Raw genomic sequence first — 25,020 nt, 5'->3', positions numbered from 1 at the left:
GGCGGGCCGTTCCGCGGCGCGCCCCCGCGAAGTGCGAGAATCGGCACGCACCTATCCGCCTCGCCCCCTCCGGAGATCCGCGCATGAGCCCGTCCGTTCCCCCCGCCCTGGACCGACCGCACTTCATCGGGATCGGCGGCGCCGGAATGTCGGGGATCGCGAAGATACTGGCGCAGCGCGGGGCGCGGGTGGCGGGCAGCGACTCCAAGGAGTCGGAGACCGCCCGGGCGCTGCGCGCGCTGGGCGCGACCGTGCACATCGGGCACGACGCCGCGCACCTCGCGGACGACGCCTCGTCCGTGGTCGTGTCCAGCGCGATCCGCGCGGAGAACCCGGAGCTGGCCGCCGCCCGTGAGCGCGGCATCCCGGTGGTGCACCGCAGCGACGCGCTGGCCGCGCTGATGGAGGGCACCCGGCCGATCGCGGTCGCGGGCACCCACGGCAAGACGACCACCACCTCGATGCTGGCGGTCGCGCTGACCGCGCTGGGCCTGGACCCGTCGTACGCGATCGGCGGCGACCTGGACGCGCCCGGCTCCAACGCCCACCACGGCGGCGGCGAGATCTTCGTCGCGGAGGCCGACGAGAGCGACCGCAGCTTCCACGCCTACTCCCCCGAGGTCGCCGTCGTCCTCAATGTGGAGCTGGACCACCACGCCAACTACGCCTCGCTGGAGGAGATCCACGAGTCCTTCGAGACCTTCGTCGGCAAGGTGCGGCCCGGCGGCACCCTGGTGATCAACGCCGACCAGCCGGGCGCGGTCGAACTGACCTCCCGGGTACGGGACATGGGCGGGCTGCGGATCGTGACCGTCGGCGAGTCCGCGCACGCCGACGTGCGCATCACGAAGATCAACCCGCGCGGGCTGGCCAGCGAGGTCACCGTCGTACTGGACGGCCGGATGCTCACCTTCACCGTGTCGGTCCCCGGCAGGCACTACGCGCACAACGCCGTCGCCGCGCTGGCCGCGGGCATCGCCGTCGGCGCCCCGGCCCGGAATCTGGCGTCGGCGCTGGCGAAGTACACCGGGGTCAAGCGGCGCCTCCAGCTCAAGGGCGAGGCCGCGGGCGTACAGGTGATCGACTCCTACGCCCACCACCCGACCGAGATGGCCGCCGACCTGGAGGCGATCCGCGCGGCGGCGGGCGACGGACGGGTGCTGGTGGTCTTCCAGCCGCATCTGTTCAGCCGTACGAGGGAACTGGGCGTCGAGATGGGCGGCGCGCTGGCGCTGGCCGACGCCTCGGTCGTACTGGACGTCTACCCGGCCCGCGAGGACCCGATCCCCGGCGTGACCAGCGACATCGTGATCGACGCGGCCCGCGCGGCGGGCGCCGACACGGCCGCGGAGCACGACCCGGCGGCGATCCCGGAGGTGGTGGCCGGAATGGCGAAGCCGGGTGATCTCGTTCTCACCATGGGCGCGGGCGACGTGACCGACCTGGGACCGCTGATTCTCGCCCGCCTCGGCAGCTGAGGAGATCTCCATGTCGCACAAAGTGAACGAGTACGAAGTGAAGAAGACCGACGAGCAGTGGCGCGCGGAACTCTCCCCGGAGGAGTACGCCGTGCTGCGCCAGGCAGGCACCGAGCGTGCCTTCGTCGGCGAATACACGGACACCAAGGCCGAGGGCGTGTACTCCTGCCGGGGCTGCGGCGCCGAGCTGTTCCGCTCCGACACCAAGTTCGAGTCGCACTGCGGCTGGCCGTCGTTCTACGACCCGGCCGACTCGGACGCCGTCGAGCTGATCGAGGACCGCTCGGCCGGGATGGTCAGGGTCGAGGTGCGCTGCGCGAGCTGTGGCTCCCACCTGGGCCATGTCTTCGAGGGCGAGGGCTACGGCACCCCGACCGACCAGCGCTACTGCATCAACTCGATCTCGCTGCGGCTGTCCCCGAAGGAGTAGCCGCTCAAGGCCAGGCCCGTGGGAGCGGCCCGGTTCTCAGGAGCGTGCCGTCCCCCGGGCCCGGCCCTCACGGCCCTCACGGCCCCGCGGCGCCCGCCCGCGAGACACAGCGCGCCGACAACCCGACGGCGGCCGCCGCGAGCAGCGCGGCGGCGGCCAGGGCGAGCACCGGGTAGTGCACCGCGCCGGTGCGCGAGCCGGTGACCAGGCCGGTCACCGCGGCCTGCGCCGGTGAGCCGGAGACCAGCAGGACGGCGCCCGCGCCGACCGCCGTGACCAGCACCGACCAGCCGCTGCCGCGTACCAGCGGCGGGTTGGTCAGCGCGCCCACGGCCGTCCCGAGCAGGACGGAGACGGCCGCCGCCATCAGTCCCGCGACGGCCGCGGGCCCGACCGGTACGGCGGTGCGCATGTCGTCGGAGTGCGCGCCGCTGATCGCCGCGACGACCCCCGTGCCCAGGACGCCCAGCAGTCCGGACGCGGCCGACGCGGTGAGCAGCGCGCCGCGCTGGGCCCGCCCGGCGCCCACCGCCGAGGCCACACAGGCCCGCGCGGCGGCAGGCTCGGCGGTGACGCAGACCCGCACCAGCCAGGCGGCCACCGGGAGCAGCAGCGCGGCCGCGTACCCCAGGGAGCCGAGCAGGGGTTCGCCGCCCGCGACGCCGATGGCCATGATCGCGCCGTAGAACAGGACGGGCGGCAGCCAGCGGTGGGAGCGCAGCAGCAGGTCCGCCTGGTAGTGGAAGAGCGCGAGCGTCCGGCGGCGGGTGCTGGTCGCCGCGAGGCCGCCGGTGACGGGGGCGGCGGGGGCCGCCGGGCGCGGCGCCCGGGTGCGGACGGCCGTGATGTGCCAGGGCGGACGCGCGCCGAGCAGCGCCCGCAGGACGGCGTCGGACTCCTCCGCCGCCGTCTCGACCCGCACCCCGCCGTCCTCGGTCCGGGTGAACTCCCCGGCGGCGGGCGGGACTTCGCCTTCCCCGGCCGCCTCGATGAGCACGCGCGGCCCGGTCCGGACGGCGGGCGGCGCCTCCGGCGTCTCAAGCCGGCCGGTGCCCACCGCGTAGACGGCCGTCGCCTCGCCGGCCAGCCGGCGCGGGTCGTGGTCGACGAAGAAGACCGTGCCGCCGGCCGCGACCCGCTCGCGTACCGCGTCGTCCAGCACCGTACGGGCGTCGGTGTCCAGTCCGGTCCATGCCTCGTCCAGGACCAGGAGCCGGGGGTCGGCCAGCAGCGCCTGGGCGACGGCGACCTTCTGGCAGGTGCCCTTGGACAGCTCGTCCAGCGGGGTGCCGGCGTATCCGCTGATCGCGAAGCGTTCCAGCCAGTACCGCGCCCGCTCACCGGCCGCCCGCGCGGTCAGTCCGCGCACGGTGCCGAGGTGGGTCAGATAGCGCAGTACGGGAAAGGGCAGCCCGGGCGGGAAGCGCTCGGGCACGTAGGCCGTCGAGTCCTCGGGGCGCCCGTCGATCCGTCCGGCGGTGGGCAGGTCCACGCCCGCCACGATCCGCAGCAGCGTCGACTTCCCGCTGCCGTTGGCGCCCTCGACCCGTACCAGCGAGCCGTCCGGCACGTCGAGACCGACGTCCCGCAGCACCCACGCACCCCGGACGCCGTAGCGTCGTCCCACCCCGTCGAGCCGCAGCCCGCCGCCTGTGCCGACCTTCACCGTGTCCCCCACGGGCCCCATCCTCACCCACCCCGTCCGTGCCGCCAAGGGCGGGTGGCAGACTGGGCGGGTGAGCAGTCCTTTCCCGCGCGAGGCCGTCGACCGTGACGCGGCGCCGCAGTTCGTCCTGCCGCTGGTCGTACGGATCGAGCGCGACGCGCCCCCGGCCCGTACCGACGCCCTGGAGACGGCGGCCAGGGCCGTACTGACCCTGCTGTCCGACGAGCGGGCGACCGCCGAGGACGGCGAGTGGGCGCGGGCCGTGCGCGACTGGCAGGACGCCCGGATCAGGAAGGTCGTCCGCCGGGCGCGCGGCGCCGAGTGGCGGCGGACCGGGACGCTGCCGGGCATCACCGTGGCCGGGACGAGCGCCGAGGTGCGGGTCTTCCCGCCGGTCCCGCTCGACGGCTGGCCCAAGGACCTGGCCAAGCTCCAGGTGTCCGGCACCGAGCTGGACGACCCGGAGCCGCCGCCGCCCGCCGACCCCGCGGGCCCGGTGCTGTGGCTGAACCCGGAGATCGCCATGTCGGCCGGCAAGGCGATGGCCCAGGCGGGCCACGGCGCCCAGCTGGCCTGGTGGGAGCTGGACGAGGACCGGCGCGCGGCCTGGCGGAAGGACGGCTTCCGGCTGGCCGTCCGCACCCCGTCCCCGGCCGACTGGTCGCGGCTGACGGCGAGCGCCCTGCCGGTCGTGCGCGACGCGGGCTTCACCGAGATCGCCCCGGGTTCCTGCACGGTCGTGGCCGACCACCCGGCGCTGCGCTGAGCGTGCCGCCGCGGGTCCTTACGGCTGCGGCAGCAGGACCAGCCGTCCCCTGACCCCGCCGGCGGCCGGCCGTTCGTGCGCGGCGGCGGCCTGCTCCAGCGGGTAGGTGGCGGCGACCCGCAGGGTGAGCCGGCCCGCGTCGGCGAGCGCGGACAGTCCGGTCAGCCGGAGGCCGTCGGCCCGGACCCAGACGTTGGAGACCCGGGTGCCCCGGCGCCGCACCGGGTCGGCGCCGAGGCCGACGGCGACGAAGGAGCCGCCGCCGCGCAGGGCTTCGAGGGCCCCGGCCCTGAGCCCGGCCGCGTCCAGCACCCCGTCCACTCCGCCCGGTACCAGGGCGCGGACCGCCTCGGCGAGGTGCGGGGCGGTGCGCGGGACGAACGAGTCGGCGCCGAGGCCGCGGACCAGCGCCTCGTCGCCGGGGCCCGCGACCGCGACCACCCGCAGGCCGCGCAGGGCGGCGAGTTCCACGGCGAAGCCGCCCAGCTGGTGGTGCTCGGCGCGGTCAAGCAGTGGTCCGAGCGGTACATCGAGCGGGTCATGGACGCCCGGGAGGCGTACGACACGCGGGCCGGGGCCGAGGAGGGCGCCCGGGTGTGACGGCGGGTCCGGACGCGTGGGCGCGCGGCCGGACCCCGACGGGCGGCGGGCTCAGGCGAGCCCGGCGACCAGTTCGCTCATCGCGCGGCGGCGGCCGGTGAAGAACGGGATCTCGGTACGGACGTGCAGCCGCGCCTCGGACGCCCGCAGAAGGCGCATGAGGTCCACGATGCGGTGCAGCTCGTCCGCCTCGAAGGCGAGAATCCACTCGTAGTCGCCGAGCGAGAAGGACGCCACCGTGTTGGCCCGCACATCGGGGTAGCCGCGGGCCAGCTTGCCGTGGTCGGCGAGCATCCGGCGGCGGTCCTCGTCCGGCAGCAGGTACCAGTCGTACGAGCGGACGAACGGATAGACGCTGACGTAGTCGCGCGCGTGCTCGTCGGCGAGGAAGGCCGGAATGTGCGACTTGTTGAACTCGGCCGGGCGGTGCAGCGCCATGTTGGACCACACCGGCTCCAGCGCGCGGCCCAGCCGGGTGCGGCGGAAGAGGTTGTACGCCTCCTGGAGCGCGTCGGCGGTCTCCGCGTGCCACCAGATCATCAGATCGGCGTCGGCGCGCAGTCCGGACACGTCGTACGTACCGCGGACCGTGACGTCCTTCGCGGCCAGCTGCGCGAAGAGCTCGTCCACCTCGTCGGCGAAGCCCACGCGGTCGTCCGGCAGCACGTCCCGCAGCCGGAACACCGACCAGAGCGTGTAGCGGATGACCTCGTTGAGGTCCTTGGCCTTCTTGCCCGCGTTGGGGGCCTTGGCGGAGGTGGGCTCGGGTGCGGCGTTCGAGTCGGTCATGCGGCTATTCTCCCGCGCGGTCCGCGCCGCCCGGCACCAGGGTGGCCAGCACCTCGCGGGCGGCCCCGCGCCCGCTGCCGACGCAGGCCGGAATGCCGACCCCGTCGTACACCGCGCCGCACACCGCCAGGCCCGGCAGCTTGCCGACCTGCTCACGGATCCGCCGCACCCGGTCCACATGCCCGACCGCGTACTGCGGCAGCCCGCTCTCCCAGCGGGTGACCCGGGCGGCGACGGGCGCGGCCCGCAGGCCCACGGCCTCGCCCAGGTCCTCCCGGGACAGCCGGACCAGATCGGTGTCGTCCCAGGCGAGGTCCGCGGTGTCGCCGTGCCGGCCGACCGAGGTGCGCAGCACGAAGGTGTCGCGGTCGGCGTCGGCGAGCCAGCCCCACTTGTGACTGGAGAAGGTGGCGGCCTTGATCGTGCGGCCGTCGACCGGGGGCACCAGGAAGCCGCTGCTCAGCGGGAGCTGGAGCAGGTCGCGGCGGCGGAAGGCCATGGTGACCAGGGCCATGCCCGCGTAACTGACGCCGCTCAGCTCGGCCGCGGCGGCGGGCGACTCGGCGCCGAGCAGCGCCGAGGCGGCCGGCGCGGGCGCGGCCAGCACCACCGCGTCGGCCGTGAGCGCCCTGCCGGTCAGGCCGATCTCCCAGCCGTGCGGTCCGGTGCGGCGCAGCTCGCGTACGCGGGCGCCGGTCTCGATGGTGACGCCCGCGGCCCGGCACGCCTCGGCGACCGCGAGCGGCAGGCGTCCGACGCCGCCGCGGATGCCGTTGAAGACCGGGCCGCCGCCGCTGTCCTTCGCGGCGGCCCGCCGCTGGACGGCGCGGGCGGCCTCGATCAGCGAGCGCCCCTCGCGCGCGGCGGCGTAGAGCTGCGGGACGGCGGCGCGCAGCGAGATCTCGTAGGAGTTGCCCGCGTACACCCCGCCGAGCAGCGGTTCGACCAGCCGGTCGACGACCTCGCGGCCGAGCCGGGCCGCGACGAAGGCGCCGACGGCCGTGTCGTCGCCGATCTCGGTGCGCGGCAGCACATGGTCGAGCGGGAGGCGGGCCAGCCCGGCGGCGGAGAGCACACCGGAGGCGGCGAGCGGGCCGAGGTCGCCGGGGACGCCCATGACATGGCCCTTGGGCATCGGGCGCAGCCGGCCGCGGGTCCACAGCGTGGCGCCCATGACGGCGGGCGGCTCCAGCTCGGCGCCGAGGCCGACCTCGCGGGCCAGGGCGACGGCCTCGGGGCGGCGGGCGAGCAGCGACTCGGCGCCGAGGTCGACCGGGACCCCGGCGATCTCGTCCGCGTACAGCTTGCCGCCGAGCCGCCGGGAGGCTTCGAGCACGGTCACCCGGACACCGGCGCTCACCAGGTCGTACGCGGCGGCGAGGCCGGATATCCCGCCGCCGATGACCACCACATGCCTCGCGGCACCCGTCCCGCCGTGCGTCTGGCTCATGCCTCCACTGTCTCAGACTCCGAACCGAGTTCCGAACGTGACCCCATCGCTACCGCCCGCCCGCAACCCGCTCGGGGGCCAGTACGTCCAAAGGGCATCAGCGCTTCAACGACCCTAACTGTGGGGGGATTTGATGACGTACGCAGCTCTGTCCCGAAGAGCGGGAACCCGGAGGGACCAGGCCCGCCCGAGGTGGCGGCGGCGCGGGGTCGCGGGGGCCTTCGCGCTGCTGCTGGCCGCCTCGCTCGCCGTGGCGGGGTGCAGCGCGTCGGGCGGTGGCTCCGCGTCCTCCGACAAGGCGGCCGCCCCCGCGCCGGCCCAGCAGCGCGGCGACGGGCCGGCCACCGCCCCGACCGGCGGCGCCGCGGCCAGCGGCTCCGGCGGCGACAGCCGGAACAAACCCTCGCCGGTCAGCTATCTCGTGCGGACCGCGAATCTCACCGTCCGCACCCCGCACGTCGAGGAGCAGCTCGACCGGGCACGGGAGCTGGCGGCGCAAGCCGGCGGGTACGCGGGCGACGAGAACACCGAGGTGGACGCGCGCGGCCACGCCGAGTCCACCGTCCAGCTGCGCGTGCCCGCCGCCGGGTACGACCGGCTGCTGACCGATCTGGCCGAGCTGGGCACACTGCTCGAACGCAAGGTGAACGTCGAGGACGTCACCGGCCAGGTGGTCGACGTCCAGAGCCGTATCAAGTCGCAGCAGGCCAGCGTCGCCCGGGTGCGGGCGCTGATGGACCGGGCCACCAGCCTCACCGAAGTGGTGTCGCTGGAAAGCGAGTTGAGCACCCGCGAGGCCGACCTCGAAGCCCTGGAGGCGCAGCAGGCGTCGCTGAGGTCGCGGACCGATCTGGCCACGGTGACGCTGCGGCTCACCGAGCCGCCGGCCAAGCCCGTGCCGCCGAAGCCGGTCAAGCCGGAAAAGCACGACGGCTTCTGGACGACGATCGGCCACGCGCTGGGCGACGGCTGGCACGCGTTCTACATGACCGTGCGCGTGGTGCTGGTCGTGCTGTCGGTGACGCTGCCCTTCGTCGTGGTGGTGCTGCTCGGCTGGGCGCTCTACCGGCTGGTGCGCAAGCGGCTGCCCGCCAGGCCGCGGCGGGTCCTGAGCGGACCCGAGGCGCCGTGGCTGCGCCATCCCGCGCCGGCCCCGCCGACCCGGGCGCCGGTGCCCGCCCCCGCACCGGCCGGAACACCCGACAAGGGGCCGGGGGCGGCGCCCGGCACGGAGTCCGGAGCGGGATTCGTCGCGCGAGCACTCAGGCCGGAACCGCCGGACGACGCGGACGACACGGACGACGCGTAGCCGGGCGGCGCGGACCCCGGCGGGGTCAGACCTCGGTCGACCGGTGCACGAAGTCGACGAGGCGGGTGAGGGCGTCCGGGTCGGTGCTGGGCAGCACGCCGTGGCCGAGGTTGAAGACATGGCCGGTGCCGGCGGCGCGGGCGGCGTCCAGCACCTCCCGGGTCTTCGCCTCGACGGCCTCCGTCGGGGCGAAGAGCACCGACGGGTCGAGGTTGCCCTGGAGCGCCTTGCCGGGGCCGACCCGGCGGGCGGCCTCGTCCAGCGGTACCCGCCAGTCGACGCCGACCACGTCCGCGCCCGCCTCGCCCATCAGGCCGAGGAGTTCCCCGGTGCCGACGCCGAAGTGGATGCGCGGGACGCCGTACCCGGCGACGGCGTCGAAGACCTTGGCCGAGGACGGCATCACATACCGCCGGTAGTCGGCGGGGGCGAGCGCGCCCACCCAGGAGTCGAAGAGCTGTACGGCGCTCGCGCCCGCCTCGATCTGCACCTTGAGGAAGGCGGCGGTGATGTCGGCGAGCCGGTCGAGCAGGTCGGCCCACAGCTCGGGGTCGCCGTACATCAGGGCCTTGGTGCGCTCGTGGTTGCGCGAGGGCCCGCCCTCGACCAGATAGCTGGCCAGGGTGAAGGGCGCCCCGGCGAAGCCGATCAGCGGGGTCGTGCCGAGTTCGGCGGTGAGCAGGCCGACGGCCTCGGTGACGTAGGAGACGTCGTCGGGCTCCAGGTCGCGCAGCCGGGCCAGGTCCGCGCGGGTGCGGATCGGGTCGGCGACCACCGGGCCGACGCCGGGCTTGATGTCCAGGTCGAGGCCGATCGCCTTGAGCGGCACCACGATGTCGCTGTAGTAGATCGCCGCGTCGACGCCGTGCCTGCGCACCGGCTGGAGGGTGATTTCGGTGACGAGGTCGGGCCGCGTGCAGGAGTCCAGCATCGCGATGCCCTCGCGGACCTTCAGGTACTCGGGCAGCGACCGCCCGGCCTGCCGCATGAACCACACCGGGGTGTGCGGTACGGACTCGCGCCGACAGGCGCGGATGAACGGGGAAGCAGCGGTCTGCTGGTGCGCACTCACGCCCTGAATCTTCGCACGCCCGCGGACGCCCCCACGGCCGCGCGGCCCCCGCCGCCCGGCACCGCCCGCCGGCCGCCCGCCCCTCGGCACCCCCGGATCGGGGGGCCGGGGCGGATCGTGGGCAAGGCGGCGGCGACAAGCCGGTGTTGTTCCGGGCGCGGGGCGCCGCAGGCGCATACCCTTCCGGGCATGGCAGCGGTTCACGGGCACCTGGGCGACGATGCCCCCTTCTCCTTCCGGCAGGCGGTCGACGCGCTGCGCGCCGCCCGGGTGCGCCCCGAGGTCCGGATCGAGGAGACGGCGGCGCCGCGGCGACTCGCGACGTACGCGTACGCGCTGGAGGCGACCGTGCTCGCGGACGACGAGGAGCTGGCCGACGGCCGCCTCGTGCTGCTGCACGAACCGAACGGCCACGACGCCTGGCACGGCGACTTCCGGGTCGTCACGCTGGCCCGGGCCGAGCTGGAGCCGGAGATGGCGGGCGATCCGCTGCTGCCCGAGGTGAGCTGGTCGTGGCTGACGGGCGCCCTGGCGGCGCACGGAGCCGCGTACCACGACCCGAGCGGTACGGTCTCGCGCGCGTCGTCGCACTACTTCGGGGGCCTCACGGACCGTTCCGACGACACGCAGATCGAGATCCGCGCGTCGTGGACCCCTCGGGACCGGCCGCCCGGCGGGCCCGACGCGGCCGCGCACCTGGCGGCCTGGTGCGACCTGCTGTGCGCGTGCGGGGGGCTGCCGCCCTCCGACCCGGCCGAGCAGCCGGTGCGCGGGGTCAGCGGTGTGCTGCCGCTGCCCAAGCGACGCACCTGAGCCCGCCCGTGGCCCGCTGAGGCCGCATTCGAACGCCGGGTGGCCGACCGGACGGTCAACCGCCCGGTGCGGCGGCATGCCCCCGGCGAGTCGCCCGTTCGATCGGCCGTCCGATTTGCCGGAATTGATACTCAATAAATCGTGATCTTTCCCTAAAGCCCAGCGCTGTTGTTGCCGAAGGAGACTGTGACCGTTTCAGTCCCCTTTGCCACAGGAGGCCCGGTGTCCGTTCTTCTTGAGCAGCCCACGAGCCTGGTCGCCTACCGTCCCAGCAAGCCGACGGCCATGGTCGTCGTCGCCGACCCCCGGGTCCGCTCCACTGTCACCCGACACCTGTGGGCGCTCGGAGTTCGTGATGTGATCGAGGCCTCGTCCATCGCCGAGGCCCGACCCCGGGTCGGTAATCCCCGCGACATCTGCGTCGCCGACGTCCATCTGCCCGACGGTTCCGGGCTCACCCTGCTTGCCGAGACCCGCGCGGCCGGGTGGCCCAACGGCCTGGCCCTGTCCGCCGCCGACGACATCGGCGCGGTACGCAACGCGCTGGCCGGCGGCGTCAAGGGCTATGTCGTGACCGGCACCCGCAACACCGCGGGCGCGCTGGCCGGCCGGCCGGGGCTCGCCCCGCTGGGCGCCACCGCCGCCCGTATGCAACGCCGTCCACCGGGTGCGCCCGGACACCCGGGCGGTTACCGCGAACTGTCAGGACGTGAGGTCGAGGTGCTTCGGCTGGTCGCGGAGGGCCAGTCGAACAAGGCGATCGGCGTGTCCATGGGTCTGTCCGCGCTGACCGTCAAGAGCCACCTGGCCCGGATCGCCCGCAAACTGGGCACCGGTGACCGGGCCGGAATGGTGGCGGTGGCCCTGCGCACCGGCATCATCCACTGACCGTGCGACCGGTCGCGCCCGTCGGCGGAACGTTCCGCCGACGGGCGTCCGCCGTCCACCCGGGCCGGTGGATCTCCACAGCCTCACGACGGAGATCCACCGGACAGGCCCTACCCGGCTACCCTTGACAGGTGACCGACGCCAGAGAGACCGCAGACCCGGCAACCTCGGCGGCGGTCCCGCTGCTGGACCCGCGCGAGGGAATCCCGCCGGTGACCGCCAGCCCGGAGGCTCTCGCAGAAGTGGTCGCGGCTTTCGCCGCGGGCTCCGGTCCGGTCGCCGTCGATGCCGAGCGCGCCTCCGGCTACCGCTACGGACAGCGGGCCTATCTGGTCCAGCTGCGCCGCTCCGGTGCGGGGACCGCGCTGATCGACCCCGTCGGATGCCCCGACCTGTCCGCGCTCGACGCCGCGCTCGCCGACACCGAGTGGGTGCTGCACGCGGCCACCCAGGATCTGCCCTGCCTGCGTGAGCTGGGCATGCGCCCGGCCACGCTCTTCGACACCGAACTCGCCGGCCGACTGGCCGGCTTCGCCCGCGTCGGCCTCGGCGCGATGGTGGAGAACGTGCTCGGCTTCACGCTGGAGAAGGGCCACTCCGCGGTCGACTGGTCGACCCGCCCGCTGCCCGACCCCTGGCTGCGGTACGCGGCGCTCGACGTGGAGCTGCTGGTCGACCTGCGCGACGCGCTGGAGGAGGAGCTGCGGCAGCAGGGCAAGCTGGAGTGGGCGCTGCAGGAGTTCGCGGCCATCGCCGCCGCGCCGCCCGCCCCGCCACGGGTCGACCCGTGGCGGCGCACCTCGGGCATGCACAAGGTACGGCGGCGGCGGCAGATCGGCGTGGTGCGCGAACTGTGGCTGGCCCGGGACCTCACCGCCCGGGAGCGGGACGTCTCACCCGGCCGGGTGCTGACCGACGCCGCGATCGTGGCCGCCGCGCTGGAGAACCCGCCGAATGCGCACGCGCTCGCCGCGCTGCCCGGCTTCGGGCACCGGATGGGCCGCCGTCAGCTCGAACAGTGGCAGGCCGCGATCGACCGGGCCAGGGCGCTGCCCGAGCGCGAGCTGCCGCAGCCGGCCGCCGCGTACACCGGTCCCCCGCCGCCGCGTTCATGGGCGGACAAGGACCCGGCGGCCGCCGCCCGGCTGTCGGCGGCCCGGGCCGCGGTCTCGGCGCTCGCGGAGGAGCTGAATCTGCCGCAGGAGAATCTGATCACGCCGGACACGGTCCGCCGGCTGTGCTGGGCGCCGCCCTCCGAGATCACCCCGGAGATCGTCGCCTCCACGCTGGAGTCGCTGGGCGCCCGGCCGTGGCAGATCGCGCTGAACACCCCCTTGCTCACCAAGGCCCTCACGGTCGGCCCCGCCGAGGTATAACCGTCGGTAACTCCCGCCCGGATGTGAGCTGCGCCGCTTCCGGGGGTAGGAGTATGCACACGAGTTACCCGCGAGTAGCATCATTGGGGAGCCGCGATCCGCCCTCGACGGCGTACCGCCGCTCGGTCACCCCCGCCTCCCGGAGGCGAGAACACAAAAAAGGGAGAGCCAGCGTGCCTCGTACCGCGAGGGACGTCGTCTTCGTCGACGGCGTCCGAACCCCGTTCGGCAAGGCGGGCCCGAAGGGCATCTACCACGAGACCCGCGCCGACGATCTGGTGATCAAGTGCATCCGGGAGCTGCTGCGGCGCAACCCGGACCTCGCGCCCGGCCGTATCGACGAGGTGGCCGTCGCCGCCACCACCCAGATCGGGGACCAGGGCCTGACCCTGGGCCGCACCGCGGCGATCCTCGCCGGCCTGCCGACGACCGTCCCCGGCTTCTCCATTGACCGGATGTGCGCGGGCGCGATGACCGCCGTGACGACGACCGCCGGCGGCATCGCCTTCGGCGCGTACGACGTGGTGGTCGCGGGCGGTGTCGAGCACATGGGCCGGCACCCGATGGGCGAGGGCGTGGACCCCAACCCGCGGTTCGTCTCCGAGAAGCTGGTGGACGAGTCCGCCATGTTCATGGGCATGACCGCGGAGAATCTGCACGACCGCTTCCCCGCGCTGACCAAGCGGCGGGCCGACGAGTTCGCCGTCCGCAGCCAGGAGAAGGCCGCGAAGGCGTACGCGAACGGCAAGATCCAGCAGGACCTGGTGCCGATCGCGGTCCGCCGCACGAATGCCGAGGCCGGGGAGACCGGCTGGGGTCTGGCCACCGCCGACGAGCCGATGCGGCCGGGCACCACGCTGGAGCAGCTCGCGGGTCTCAAGACCCCGTTCCGCCCGCACGGCCGGGTCACCGCGGGCAACGCGGCGGGCCTCAACGACGGCGCCACCGCCTCGCTGCTCGCCGCCGAGGACGTCGCGGCCGAGCTGGGCCTGCCGGTGCGGATGCGCCTGGTCTCGTACGCCTTCGCGGGCGTCGAGCCCGAGGTGATGGGCATCGGCCCGATCCCGGCGACCGAGAAGGCACTGGCCAAGGCCGGGCTGACGATCGACGACATCGGCCTGCTGGAGGTCAACGAGGCGTTCGCCGTCCAGGTGCTCTCGCTGCTCGACCACTACGGCATCGCCGACGACGACCCGCGGGTCAACCAGTACGGCGGCGCCATCGCCTTCGGCCACCCGCTGGCCTCCTCCGGGGTGCGGCTGATGACCCAGCTGGCCCGGCAGTTCGAGGACCAGCCGCACGTCAGGTACGGCATCACCACCATGTGCGTCGGCTTCGGCATGGGCGGCACCGTCGTGTGGGAGAACCCGCACTGGAGCGGCTCGACCGTCACGCGCGGCGAGGGGGACACCAAGTGAGCACCACCGAACTCCTGAAGCACGCCGCCGAGTTGTTCCCCGGCGAGGTCGTCACCAGCGCCCAGGTACGTCATCTGGAGCTGCCGGGCGCGGGCCGCTTCGCGCTGATCACGCTGGACAACGGCTTCGACCACACCAAGCCCACCACCTTCGGCCCGCAGTCGCTGGCGAACCTGGACGCGGCGATCGACCAGGTCGAGCGGGAGGCCGCGGACGGCGAGATCACCGGCGTCGGCGTCACCGGCAAGCCGTTCGTCTTCGCGGTCGGCGCCGACCTCAAGGGCGTCGAACTCCTCGGGCGCCACGAGGACGCGCTGGCCATCGGCAGGGGCGGCCACGACGTCTTCAAGCGGCTGTCCTCGCTGGCCGTGCCGACCTTCACGTACTACAACGGCGCCGCGATGGGCGGCGGCGTCGAGATCGGCCTGCACTGCGCGTACCGTACGGTCTCGGCGTCCGTGCCCGCCTTCTCGCTGCCCGAGGTCTTCCTCGGCCTGGTCCCCGGCTGGGGCGGCTGCACGCTGCTGCCGAACCTGATCGGCGCCGACCGCGCGGTCACCGTGATCATCGAGAACTCGCTCAACCAGAACCGTCAGCTCAAGGGCCGGCAGGTATATGAACTCGGCATCGCCGACGCGCTGTTCGAGGCTGCGGACTTCCTGGAGCAGTCGCTGGCGTGGACCGCGGCCGTGCTGCGCGGCGAGATCGAGGTCGTACGGGCCGAGGTCGACCGCGGCGAGGCGTGGGACCGGGCGGTGGCCCGCGGCCGCGCCCTCGCGGACGGCAAGGTGCACGGCGCGGCCCCGGCCGCCTACCGCGCGCTCGACATCATCGCGGCCGCGAGGAACGGCGACCCGGGCCAGGGCTTCGAGGCCGAGGACGTGGCGCTCGCCGATCTCATCATGGGCGGCGAACTGCGCAGCGGCATCTACGCGTTCAACCTCGTGCAGAAGCGCGGCAAGCGCCCGGTCGGCGCGCCCGACAAGTCGCTGGCCCGTCCGGTGACCAAGGTCGGCGTGGTCGGCGCGGGCCTGATGGCCTCTCAGCTCGCGCTGCTGTTCGCCCGCCGCCTTGAGGTGCCGGTCGTGCTGACCGACATCGACCAGGAGCGGATCGACAAGGGCGTCGGCTATGTGCACGGCGAGATCGACAAGCTGCTCGCCAAGGGCCGGATCGCCCAGGACAAGGCGAACCGGCTCAAGGCGCTGGTGACCGGCCACTTCGACAAGGCCGCCGCGTTCGGCGACGCGGACTTCGTGATCGAGGCCGTCTTCGAGGAACTGGGCGTCAAGCAGCAGGTGTTCGCGGAGCTGGAGGCGGTGGTACGGCCGGACGCGATCCTGGCCACCAACACCTCCTCGCTCTCGGTCTCCGAGATGGCCGCGAAGCTGGAGCACCCCGAGCGGGTCGTCGGCTTCCACTTCTTCAACCCGGTCGCGATCCTGCCGCTGCTGGAGATCGTCCGCGGCGACGGCACGGACGACGCGTCGCTGGCCACGGCGTTCGCGGTCGCCAAACAGCTGAAGAAGACCGCGGTGCTGGTCAAGGACGCCCCGGCGTTCGTCGTCAACCGCATCCTGACCCGCTTCATGGGTGAGATCCAGAACGTCATCGACGAGGGCACACCGGTCGCGGTCGCCGAGCAGGCGATCGAACCGCTCGGGCTGCCGATGTCGCCGCTCGTCCTGCTCGAACTGGTCGGCCCGGCGATCGGGCTGCACGTCTCCGAGACACTGCACGGCGCCTTCCCCGACCGCTTCACCGTCTCGCCGAATCTGGCCGCGGTGGTCAAGGCGGGCAAGCGGGGCTTCTACGTCTACGACTCCGGGAAGCCGGAGCTGGACCCGGAGGTGGCCGCGCTTCTGACGCAAGGGGACTCCGTACTGACCGAGGAGCAGGTCAGGGCGCGGGTGCTGGACGCGGTGGCCGAGGAGATCGGCCTGATGCTGGCCGAGGGCGTCGTCGCCGAGGCCCAGGACATCGACCTGTGCCTGATCACGGGCGCCGGCTGGCCCTTCCACCTGGGCGGCATCACCCCGTACCTCGACCGTGAGGGCATCTCCACCCGCGTCAACGGCCACCCCTTCCTCCCCCCGGCCCTGGCCTCCGTCCCCTCCTGACCCCGAAAAGACGCCGGGCGGGCCAATCCAGCCCGCCCGGCGTCTGAGGGCAGCGCAGACCGCCCGGCAGTTTCTTTCCAGCCCGCCCGGCAGGTTTTCCCAGCCCGCCCGGCAGGTTTTCCCAGCCCGCCCGGCAGTTTCTTTCCCAGCCCGCCCGGCAGGTTTTCCCAGCCCGCCCGGCAGTTTCTTTCCCAGCCCGCCCGGCGGGTTTTTCCAGCCCGCCCGGCGTTTGAGGGCAAAGCAAGCCCGCGCGGCGTTTGAGCGCAGAAGCCCGCCCGGCGCCTGAGGGCAGCGGCCCCTTACTCAGCCCGGCCGGCATCTGAGGCCACAGGGCCGGGCGGGCGGGAAAGAAACGCCACGGTCAGATCGCGCACAAGCGCCTTCCGCTCGTACTCGTCGAGCCGCACGATCCCCCGATCGGAGATCCCCCGCACGACCTCCCCCACGGCGCAGAGCACATCGTCCAGCACGGCCCTCCTCCGCTTCGCCTCCAGCGCGGCCACCCGCGCCTTCCGCATCACCGCCGCCACTTCCGGCGCGTAGTCCACCCGTACCGGCGTGGCCGAGAAGACCTCGATCCCGACCGCCCGCAGCTCGGCCGCGAGCCATCGCCCGAGCCGGTCCGCGAGCGCCCCGCAGTCCCGCAGTGTCGGTGTCTCCGCCGAGAAGTCGTCCGCCGGGTGCCGGGCCGCGGCCAGGGCGACCGCCGCCTCGACCTGCTCCCGCAGAAAGCGGGCGTGGTCGTCCACGGCGAAGACCGCCCGCGCGGTGTCCCGCACCCGCCAGACCAGCAGCACGGTGACCCGCAGCGGCGTCCCGTACCCGTCGACCGCCTCGATCGGCCCGCTGCGCCAGTGCCGCAGGGCCACGTCGACCCGGCGGCGGCGCAGCAGCGGGCTGATCCACAGCAGTCCGGTCCGCCGTACGGTGCCGTGGTACGCCCCTCGGCGGGTCAGTACGAGCACCCGGCCGGGTCTCCCCCGGGCCAGCCCGCCGGACGCGAAGACGGCGACCGCCGCGAGCAGCAGTACCCCGCTCCACAGGCCGCCGCCGCTGCCCCGGCGCGGTGAGCGCGGCAGCCAGGCGTGCCCGGCGACGCGGCCGGGCAGGACCCCGGCCCGCCAGAGCAGCCAGCCGGCCGCGCCGGCGGCGGTCAGGGCGGTGATCCCGGCGACCCACCCGGGCAGGCAGGGTCCGGGCCGTTCGACGGGCAGGGTGTCGGACAGCGCGTCGGGCCGGTGGCTCTGCCCGGGCAGCACCGCCAGGACCGTGGTGTCGGCGAGGGTGTCCTCGACGGAAGCCCTCGGCGGCACGGCGGCAGCGGGTGCGGCCGACGGTGGTGTCACGGGCTGTGGCGTCGCCGAAGGTGGTGTCACGGGAGGTGGTGTCACGAGAACAGTCGCCTCCAGGTCTCGGGCCCGGGATAGCCGTCCGCGTCGCGGCCCGACCAGCCCTGGGCGCGCTGGAACGCCTCCACATTGCGCCGGTCCGCCTCGGACCAGCTACGGCCGGGCCCGAGGCGGTAGTTCTTGCCGAAGCCCTTGGCGACCAGCTGCCGGCCGAGGGCGAGCACGGCGTCGTCGGTCCGGCCGGGCCGGAAGACCGCGAGCCCCGGGTAGGGCGGTACGGCCGGGCCCGGGACGCGGGCGCCGCCGCCGATGTCCTTCCCGAGATGGCTGACCAGATAGCGCCAGGTGGCGGGCCCCGGCCGCCCGTCGGCGTCGCCGCCCGTCCAGCCCTGGGCGCGCTGGAAGGCGGCGGTGGCGTTGCCGTCGGCCTGGCTCCACCGGGGCCCGGCGCCGGTCTTGTAGTAGGTGGCGGCGCCTCGGCCGATCAGCATGGTGCCGAGCCGGGTGACGTTCGCGTTGTCCGCGCCGGGTCCGAAGGCGGCGGCGCCCGGGTAGCCGTCGGAGTTCCCCGTGGGGGCCGAACTGCCGCTGCCCGCCAGGTACTTGTAGCGGTAGGGGATGTACTTCGCGGAGTTCGACCAGTACGCGTACGGGGTGGCCCGTACCCGGGTGGCGGGCACGGTCTGTTCGTAGCCGGTGTACGCGGTGTGCGCGGTGTTGGTCCAGCCGCCGAAGACGACGACATGCGAACCGCTGGTCGGGGCGGCCGCGTTGTGGAAGAGCAGGATGTCCCCGGGTCGCAGTTCGTCGCGGGTGATCCGTACCCCGTAGTCGGCCAGATTGCCGGTCCAGGCGCTGACGCCCAGGCCCCAGGCCATCGAGACGAAGCCCGAGCAGTCCTGCCGGTAGCCGTCCTTCCAGTACGCGGTCATGCTGTACGGCACCTTGGCGGCCACCCATGTCCCGGCGCGGTCCAGGATCTGCGCGCGGGTGAGCCGGAGCGGAGCGGCGGTGGACGGTACGGCCCGGGAGCCGCCGGTGGTGAAGGCGGTGACCCCGGCGGGCGTGGGAGCGGCGGCGACCGCGACGGCGGCCCCGCCGCTCAGCGCGGTGCCGGTGACGGCGGCCAGCACGGCCGCGCGGGCCGCTCCGGTGACGGTGACACCACCGGATCGGCGGTCCAGCGAGTCGGTGAGACGGCGGCGCGCGCAGCCTTCACAACCGCAGGCGGGCAGCGGTTCGACGTCTTCGAACACCGGTATGGACATGCGCACCACTCCTCCGTGATCGGGGGTCACATGCCTTCATTACCCAATTTCATCAGAAAGTTGACGAAATCCGGCATACCTGTTGTTGAAGGTATGGACTCACCCGACCGCGGGGGGGCGGCGGGGCCGGGGCGGACCCGGCCGTGTACCGACGGAGTGTCAGTCGCCAAGCAGCGTGGGCGTGGGCGACGCGGTGGCCTGTGCGGCGACCACGCGCTTGGCTTCCTTGAGCACCATCGCGCGCAGCTTCTTGGGGGTCAGCGAGGTGTGCACGTTCTTCACCGCGACGTTGTTGATCTCCAGCGCGGGCACCTGGCCGAGACCGAGGGCGGCGTAGTCGGCCTGGGACTTCTTCACCCAGCCGTTGTGGTCGCCCTGCTCCATGCACGGCTCGAACTTGCCCATCATGATGCCGCCGGTCTCACGGGCCAGCTTCTTGAGCAGCGTCCTGCCGGCCAGCCCGTCGCCGTGCGGGTCCGGCTGGTGGTCCCAGATCTGCTGCACGTATTGGGTGAAGCGGCTCTGGTCCTGCGCGCAGGCGGCGGCGTTGGCGGCCATCAGGGAGCCCTTGCCGCCGTAGCCGCGGTCCGAGGCGGTGACCAGCTGGTAGTGCAGCTGTACCTGGCCGGTCGAGAGCAGCTGGTCGAAGGTCGCCTGGTACTCCTCGGCGAACGCCTTGGAGTCGGGGCTGCGCAGGTCCTCGTAGACCGTGAGCGTGACCGGCACGGTGGGGTGCACGGGGATCTGGAGCTTCTCGTCCTGGTCGGGCCGGGGGCTTTGGCCCGGGTCCGGGGTGACGCCCGGCTTGAGGGTGGCCGCGCCGACCACGTCCGACGGGTTCTTCACCTTGTCGTCCTTGGTGGCCCGGACATGCTCACCGATCAGCGCGGAGCCGCCGAAGACCACGACCATGGCCACGATGCCGACCGCGTAGGGCCGCAGGCGGTGCAGGGGGCTTTTGCGCTTCTTCTTCCCCGGTACCGCACGGTCCTGGTTGTCGGGTCCCTTGGACTCCGTCATGACTACGCCACCTCGATCGTCCCGCTCTGCTCTCGCGCATTTCTACCATCGCTCACGCCCGCTCCGTGACCGAGGGCCCCGGGGCCGGTTCCCGGGGGCGGTTCAGCCCGCTGTGCGAGCGGCCGTACCCGAAATAGATGGCCAAACCGACCACCATCCAGCCGCCGAACCTGATCCAGGTCTCGACGCTGAGGTTGATCATCAGCCACAGCGAGGCACACACCGACAGTACGGGAAGCAGCGGCACCCACGGCGCCCGGAAGGCCCGGTGCAGCTCCGGGCGGGTGTGCCGCAGCACGATCACCCCGGCGGCGACCACGACGAACGCGAAGAGGGTGCCGATGTTCACCATCTCCTCCAGCTGCCCGACGGTGAAGAACCCGGCGATCATCGCGACGACCACCCCGAGCAGGATCGTGGTGCGGTAGGGGGTGCCGTACTTGGGGTGGACCCGGGAGAAGGCGCGCGGCAGCAGACCGTCACGGCTCATCGCGAAGAACACCCGGGTCTGGCCGAGCAGCAGGATCATCACCACGGAGGTCAGGCCGACGGCGGCGCCGAAGCTGATCAGTCCGGACCAGAAGGGCGCGCCGACCGACTTGAAGGCGGTGGCCAGCGGCGCGGTGGTGTCCAGTTGGCTGTACTTCTGCATACCGGTGACGACCAGCGACACCGCGACGTAGAGGACCGTGCACACCACGAGCGAGCCGAGGATGCCGCGCGGCATGTCCCGCTGGGGGTTGCGGGTCTCCTCGGCGGCGGTGGCCACGATGTCGAAGCCGATGAAGGCGAAGAAGACCACGGCGGCGCCGGAGAAGATGCCCATGACGCCGAAGGAGGACGGGGTGAAGCCGAAGATGACCTGCACCAGCGGCGCGTGCAGAACGGAACTGCCCGCCGGGTTGGGCTTGGAGGGCGGCAGGAAGGGCTCGTAGTTGCCGCCGGTGACATAGAACAGCCCGGCGAAGATGACGATCAGCACGACGGTGACCTTCACCGCGACGATCACACCGGTGACCCGCGCGGAGAGCTTCATGCCCATCATCACGACGGCGGTGAGCACCAGCACCAGCGCCGCGGCGAGGATGTCGAAGCCGAAGTGGCCGCCTTTGTGGCTGAGCGCGTCCGGCACGTTGATCCCGACGTGCGACAGCAGATCGGCCACGTAGCCGGACCAGCCGCCGGCGACCACACCCGCGCCGAGGGCGAGTTCCAGGATCAGGTCCCAGCCGATGATCCAGGCGGGCAGTTCCCCGATCGAGGCGTAGCTGAAGGTGTACGCGGAACCGGCCACCGGCACGGTGGAGGCGAACTCGGCGTAGCACAGGCCGGCCAGCGCGCAGGCGATCGCGGAGGCGATGAAGGAGAGCGCGATGGCCGGGCCGGCGTACAGCTTGGCCACCGAGCCGGTGACCACGAAGATGCCGGTGCCGACGATGACACCGACGCCGTAGACGATCAGGTCCAGGGCCGAGAGTTCCTTGCGCAGGCCGTGCCCCGGCTCCTCGGTGTCCTGGATCGACTCCTCGATGTTCTTGGACCGGAACACCCCCTGCCGGGGCGCCTTCGTGATCTCACTCGTGCCGCTGCCCACGGGCGCACCTCCACAGTCGCTACCGCCGCCCCAGGGATCGGGACGGCAGTCGTCACTCCACTGTGGTGAATCGCCTCACCCGTAAAGGCGCGCCTATACGTACGCCTGTGGATGAGGGGGATCACCCGTTCGGGTGACCCCCCTCATGGCGCCGTCGTCGTGGCGGTGTTCAGTCCTGGGCGACCTCGCGGGCCCGGCCGAGGCCGTCCTCCGCGCTCCCGCCGGAGACGGCCACGTCGGTGGCCTCGTCCGCGAACCGGCCGTCGATGGTGGCGACCAGACCGGTCACCTGACGGGCGATGTCCGGGGCGGTCAGCCCGACGGCGGCCATCACGTCCTTGCGGGAGCCGTGCGCGAGGAATTCCTGCGGGATGCCGAAGTCCCGCAGCGGCACGTCGACCTCGGCGTCGCGCAGCGCCTGCGCGACGGCGGAACCGACGCCGCCCGCCCGGCCGTTGTCCTCGACGGTGATCACGACGCGGTGCTTGGCGGCGAGCCCGGGCAGGGCCTCGTCGACCGGCTTGACCCAGCGCGGGTCGACCACGGTGGTGGTGATCCCCTGCGCGTCGAGCAGGGTGGCGATCTCCAGGCACATCGGGGCGAGCGCGCCGACCGACACCAGCAGCACATCGGGCCGCCCGCCGTCGGCGGGGGCGCGCAGCACGTCCATGCCGCCGATCCGGCCGACCGCGGCGACCGCGGGGCCGACCGCGCCCTTGGAGTAACGGACCACGGTGGGCGCGTCCTCCACGGCGACGGCCTCGCGCAGCTGGGCGCGCACCTGGTCGGCGTCGCGGGGGGCGGCGATCCGCAGGCCGGGCACGACCTGGAGGATCGACATGTCCCACATGCCGTTGTGGGAGGGGCCGTCGCTGCCGGTGATCCCGGCCCGGTCCAGGACGAAGGTGACGCCGCACTTGTGCAGGGCCACGTCCATCAGCACCTGGTCGAAGGCCCGGTTGAGGAAGGTCGCGTAGACCGCGACCACCGGGTGCAGCCCGCCCGTGGCGAGACCGGCGGCGGAGACGGCCGCGTGCTGTTCGGCGATGCCGACGTCGTAGACCCGCTCGGGGAAGGCCTGGGCGAACTTGGTCAGGCCGACCGGGTGCAGCATGGCCGCGGTGATGGCGACGATGTCCTCGCGCTCCCGGCCGAGTTCGAGCATCTCGTCGCCGAAGACCGAGGTCCAGTCGGCGCCGGCGGCCGCGATGGGCAGGCCGGTGTCGGGGTGGATCGGGCCGATGCCGTGGAAGCGGTCGGTCTCGTCCTGCTCGGCGGGGGTGTAGCCGCGGCCCTTCTCGGTGATGCAGTGCACGATGACCGGGCCGCCGAAGCGCTTGGCGCGCTGGAGCGCGGACTCCACGGCCTCGATGTCGTGGCCGTCGATCGGGCCGACGTACTTCAGCCCCAGGTCCTCGAACATGCCCTGCGGGGTGATGAAGTCCTTGAGGCCCTTCTTCGCGCCGTGCAGCGTCTCGTAGAGCGGCCGGCCGATCAGCGGGGTGCGCTCCAGCAGTTCTCTGGTGCGGGCCAGGAACTGCTCGTAGCCGTCGGTGGTGCGCAGGGTGGCGAGGTGGTTGGCCAGGCCGCCGATGGTCGGCGAGTACGACCACTCGTTGTCGTTGACCACGATGACCAGCGGGCGGTCCTTGGCGGCGGCGATGTTGTTCAGCGCCTCCCAGGCCATGCCGCCGGTCAGGGCGCCGTCACCGATGACCGCGGCCACATGGTCGTCGCGGCCGAGCAGTTCATTGGCCTTGGCCAGGCCGTCGGCCCAGCCGAGCACCGTGGAGGCGTGGCTGTTCTCGATCACGTCGTGCTCGGACTCGGCCCGTGAGGGGTAGCCGGACAGCCCGCCCTTGCTCTTGAGCCGTCCGAAGTCCTGACGCCCGGTGAGCAGCTTGTGGACGTACGCCTGGTGGCCGGTGTCGAAGAGGACGCGGTCCTTCGGGGAGTGGAAGACCCGGTGCAGCGCGATGGTCAGCTCGACCACACCGAGGTTGGGGCCGAGGTGCCCGCCGGTCTTGGACACCGCGTCGACGAGGAAGGTGCGGATCTCCTCCGCCAGCTGAACGAGCTCCTGTCGGCCGAGCCGGTCGAGGTCGCGGGGTCCGTTGATACGGGTCAGCACTGCCACCCGTTCCTCCTCTGCCTGTCGCGCCGGCCGATCTGGCCTTCGCCTGAGTCTAATGTTCCGGTTGCGGGGGTGTCGGGCGCCCCGTGCGATGTGTGTCACGGCATGCCTGCCACGTCCCGCGCGCGCGAAACCGCCGGGCGGCCCTGAAGATCCAGGACCGCCCGGCGGCGGGGGTGCTGACGGGGTGCTGACCGGAGGTGCTACGCGCGACCGGAGGTGCGCTGGGTGCGGCGCGAGACCGAGTCGATGACCACGGCGGCGAGCAGCACCGCGCCGGTGATCATGTACTGGATCGCGCTGCTCATGTTGAGCAGGTCGAGGCCGGTCTGGATCGACTGGATGACCAGCATGCCCAGCAGCGCCGACCAGACGCTGCCGCGCCCGCCGAACAGGCTCGTGCCGCCGATGACGGCGGCCGCGATGGCCAGCATCAGCAGGTTGCCCTGGCCGGCCTGGAGCGTGGCGGTCTCGGTCTGGGCGGCCAGGAAGAGGCCGCCGAGGGCCGCGAAGCCGCCGGCGATGGAGAACACCGCGATCCGTACGGCCGCCACGTTGATACCGGCGCGGCGGGCGGCCTCGATGCCGCCGCCGACCGCGAAGACCTTGCGGCCGAAGGTGGTGCGGCGCAGCACGAAGTCGCAGACGACCAGCGTGACCAGGAAGATGACCAGCGCGTTGGGGACACCGGCGCTCTTGTTCAGGACGTACGCGGTCACGTAGGCGATCACCGCGAGGACGACGACCCGCATGACGATCTCGCTCGTCGGGCGGAACGGCACCCCGGCCTTGCGGCGGCGGGCCTGCTCGACCAGCGAGGCCAGCAGCACCGCGACGACGCCGACGGTGGCCAGGATGTAGGCCCCGGCGATGTCCTGGTCGAGGAAGAAGGAGCGCTGGCCCAGTGTGTGCAGCAGGCCCTTGTCGGAGATGTGGAGGCTGCCGGTGTCGCCCAGCACCCAGAGCATCAGACCGTTCCAGCCGAGGAAGCCGGCCAGGGTGACGACGAAGGCGGGGACGCCGATCTTGGCGAAGAAGAAGCCGTGGACCGCGCCGATGCCCAGCCCGATCAGGATGGTGAGGACGACGCCCAGCCACAGATTCATGCCGTGGGTGACGGTGAAGACCGCGAACAGCGCGGAGGCCAGACCGCTGACCGAGGCGACCGACAGGTCGATCTCACCGAGCAGCAGCACGAAGACCAGACCGACGGCGAGCATGCCCGTGCCGGACAGGAAGTAGCTGATGTTGACCATGTTGGTCGAACTCAGGAACAGGCTGTCCTTGAGCTGGAAGATCGTCCAGATGATGATCAGGGCGACCACGACGGGCAGCGAGCCCAGCTCGCCGCCCTTGAGCTTGCGCTGGAACTCGGTGAGGTAGCCCTTGAAGCCCTCTTCCCGGACGAGCAGCCGGGGGTCGACCGTCGGCACCGCCGACGGCGGCGTCTCGTCGCCGCGCTTGGAGGTGTCCAGGGTGC

At 73.0% G+C, this 25,020-nt stretch carries 20 protein-coding genes; 9 read left to right on the top strand and 11 right to left on the bottom strand.

Going from position 1 to position 25,020, the window contains the following annotated elements; genetic code table 11:
• Positions 1–83 precede the first annotated feature (83 nt).
• Both murC and msrB read left to right on the top strand, forming a co-directional pair.
• Positions 84–1,478 (top strand): UDP-N-acetylmuramate--L-alanine ligase, encoded by a 1,395-nt coding sequence (gene murC / locus OHA30_RS28240; RefSeq protein ID WP_328916696.1) that lies wholly within the window; start codon positions 84–86, stop codon positions 1,476–1,478.
• A gap of 10 nt (positions 1,479–1,488) precedes the next feature.
• On the top strand, positions 1,489–1,908 hold the full coding sequence (msrB, locus tag OHA30_RS28235; RefSeq protein WP_328916695.1) for a peptide-methionine (R)-S-oxide reductase MsrB: 420 nt from the start codon (positions 1,489–1,491) through the stop codon (positions 1,906–1,908).
• Positions 1,909–1,984: 76 nt separating this feature from the next.
• Here the strand turns inward: msrB and OHA30_RS28230 are convergent, their stop codons facing one another.
• A complete protein-coding gene (locus OHA30_RS28230) occupies positions 1,985–3,586 on the bottom strand; it encodes an ATP-binding cassette domain-containing protein (RefSeq protein ID WP_328916694.1) in 1,602 nt (533 codons plus the stop codon).
• A gap of 58 nt (positions 3,587–3,644) precedes the next feature.
• Here OHA30_RS28230 and OHA30_RS28225 point away from each other — a divergent pair, with 58 nt between their 5' ends.
• Entirely contained in the window at positions 3,645–4,340 is a 696-nt protein-coding gene (locus OHA30_RS28225; RefSeq protein ID WP_328916693.1) for an aminoacyl-tRNA hydrolase, read from the top strand.
• An 18-nt stretch (positions 4,341–4,358) separates the two neighbouring features.
• Here the strand turns inward: OHA30_RS28225 and OHA30_RS28220 are convergent, their stop codons facing one another.
• The 3 genes from OHA30_RS28220 to hemG form a co-directional block, all read right to left on the bottom strand.
• Positions 4,359–4,826, bottom strand: a complete 468-nt coding sequence (locus OHA30_RS28220; RefSeq protein WP_328918027.1) for a zinc-binding dehydrogenase — start codon at positions 4,824–4,826, stop codon at positions 4,359–4,361.
• A gap of 165 nt (positions 4,827–4,991) precedes the next feature.
• Positions 4,992–5,729, bottom strand: coding sequence for a hydrogen peroxide-dependent heme synthase (gene hemQ / locus OHA30_RS28215; RefSeq protein ID WP_328916692.1), 738 nt, complete (start codon positions 5,727–5,729; stop codon positions 4,992–4,994).
• 4 nt (positions 5,730–5,733) lie between these two features.
• Positions 5,734–7,179, bottom strand: coding sequence for a protoporphyrinogen oxidase (hemG, locus tag OHA30_RS28210; RefSeq protein WP_328916691.1), 1,446 nt, complete (start codon positions 7,177–7,179; stop codon positions 5,734–5,736).
• A gap of 133 nt (positions 7,180–7,312) precedes the next feature.
• On the opposite strand from hemG, the gene OHA30_RS28205 reads away from it, so the two are divergent.
• On the top strand, positions 7,313–8,488 hold the full coding sequence (locus OHA30_RS28205; protein WP_328916690.1) for a DUF4349 domain-containing protein: 1,176 nt from the start codon (positions 7,313–7,315) through the stop codon (positions 8,486–8,488).
• A 25-nt stretch (positions 8,489–8,513) separates the two neighbouring features.
• Here OHA30_RS28205 and hemE read toward each other — a convergent pair whose 3' ends face one another.
• Complete coding sequence (gene hemE, locus OHA30_RS28200; protein ID WP_328918026.1) at positions 8,514–9,569, bottom strand: uroporphyrinogen decarboxylase; 1,056 nt, start codon at positions 9,567–9,569, stop codon at positions 8,514–8,516.
• Positions 9,570–9,749: 180 nt separating this feature from the next.
• Here hemE and OHA30_RS28195 point away from each other — a divergent pair, with 180 nt between their 5' ends.
• The 5 genes from OHA30_RS28195 (at position 9,750) to OHA30_RS28175 (ending at position 16,175) form a co-directional block, all read left to right on the top strand.
• Positions 9,750–10,373, top strand: coding sequence for a DUF3000 domain-containing protein (locus OHA30_RS28195; protein ID WP_328916689.1), 624 nt, complete (start codon positions 9,750–9,752; stop codon positions 10,371–10,373).
• A 222-nt stretch (positions 10,374–10,595) separates the two neighbouring features.
• On the top strand, positions 10,596–11,261 hold the full coding sequence (locus OHA30_RS28190; RefSeq protein WP_328916688.1) for a response regulator transcription factor: 666 nt from the start codon (positions 10,596–10,598) through the stop codon (positions 11,259–11,261).
• Positions 11,262–11,392: 131 nt separating this feature from the next.
• Positions 11,393–12,637, top strand: a complete 1,245-nt coding sequence (locus tag OHA30_RS28185) for a ribonuclease D (protein ID WP_328916687.1) — start codon at positions 11,393–11,395, stop codon at positions 12,635–12,637.
• Between the two features lie 173 nt (positions 12,638–12,810).
• Complete coding sequence (locus OHA30_RS28180; protein ID WP_328916686.1) at positions 12,811–14,055, top strand: thiolase family protein; 1,245 nt, start codon at positions 12,811–12,813, stop codon at positions 14,053–14,055.
• Positions 14,052–16,175 (top strand): 3-hydroxyacyl-CoA dehydrogenase NAD-binding domain-containing protein, encoded by a 2,124-nt coding sequence (locus OHA30_RS28175; RefSeq protein ID WP_328916685.1) that lies wholly within the window; start codon positions 14,052–14,054, stop codon positions 16,173–16,175. The genes OHA30_RS28180 and OHA30_RS28175 overlap by 4 nt, the downstream gene beginning before the upstream one ends.
• A 299-nt stretch (positions 16,176–16,474) precedes the next feature.
• Here the strand turns inward: OHA30_RS28175 and OHA30_RS28170 are convergent, their stop codons facing one another.
• The 6 genes from OHA30_RS28170 to OHA30_RS28145 all read right to left on the bottom strand — a co-directional run bounded on the left by OHA30_RS28170 (position 16,475) and on the right by OHA30_RS28145 (position 25,015).
• A complete protein-coding gene (locus OHA30_RS28170; RefSeq protein WP_328916684.1) occupies positions 16,475–17,521 on the bottom strand; it encodes an SPFH domain-containing protein in 1,047 nt (348 codons plus the stop codon).
• Positions 17,522–17,562: 41 nt separating this feature from the next.
• Positions 17,563–18,792 carry a peptidoglycan-binding protein gene (locus OHA30_RS28165; protein ID WP_328916683.1) on the bottom strand — a complete coding sequence of 410 codons (1,230 nt, stop codon included), beginning with the start codon at positions 18,790–18,792 and terminating at the stop codon, positions 17,563–17,565.
• A 159-nt stretch (positions 18,793–18,951) separates the two neighbouring features.
• Positions 18,952–19,812 (bottom strand): DsbA family protein, encoded by an 861-nt coding sequence (locus OHA30_RS28160; protein WP_328916682.1) that lies wholly within the window; start codon positions 19,810–19,812, stop codon positions 18,952–18,954.
• A 52-nt stretch (positions 19,813–19,864) separates the two neighbouring features.
• Positions 19,865–21,406, bottom strand: coding sequence for an amino acid permease (locus tag OHA30_RS28155; protein ID WP_328916681.1), 1,542 nt, complete (start codon positions 21,404–21,406; stop codon positions 19,865–19,867).
• A 169-nt stretch (positions 21,407–21,575) separates the two neighbouring features.
• Positions 21,576–23,543: a 1-deoxy-D-xylulose-5-phosphate synthase gene (dxs, locus tag OHA30_RS28150; protein ID WP_328916680.1), complete on the bottom strand. Its 1,968-nt coding sequence runs from the start codon at positions 23,541–23,543 to the stop codon at positions 21,576–21,578.
• Between the two features lie 200 nt (positions 23,544–23,743).
• On the bottom strand, positions 23,744–25,015 hold the full coding sequence (locus tag OHA30_RS28145; protein WP_328918025.1) for a sugar ABC transporter permease: 1,272 nt from the start codon (positions 25,013–25,015) through the stop codon (positions 23,744–23,746).
• Between the last annotated feature and the right edge of the window lie 5 nt (positions 25,016–25,020).

It is taken from the genome of Streptomyces sp. NBC_00223 (genome assembly GCF_036199905.1).
Lineage (GTDB): Bacteria > Actinomycetota > Actinomycetes > Streptomycetales > Streptomycetaceae > Actinacidiphila.
The sequence above is the reverse complement of the archived record's forward strand: the minus strand, read 5'-3'. Positions and strand labels throughout refer to the sequence as shown.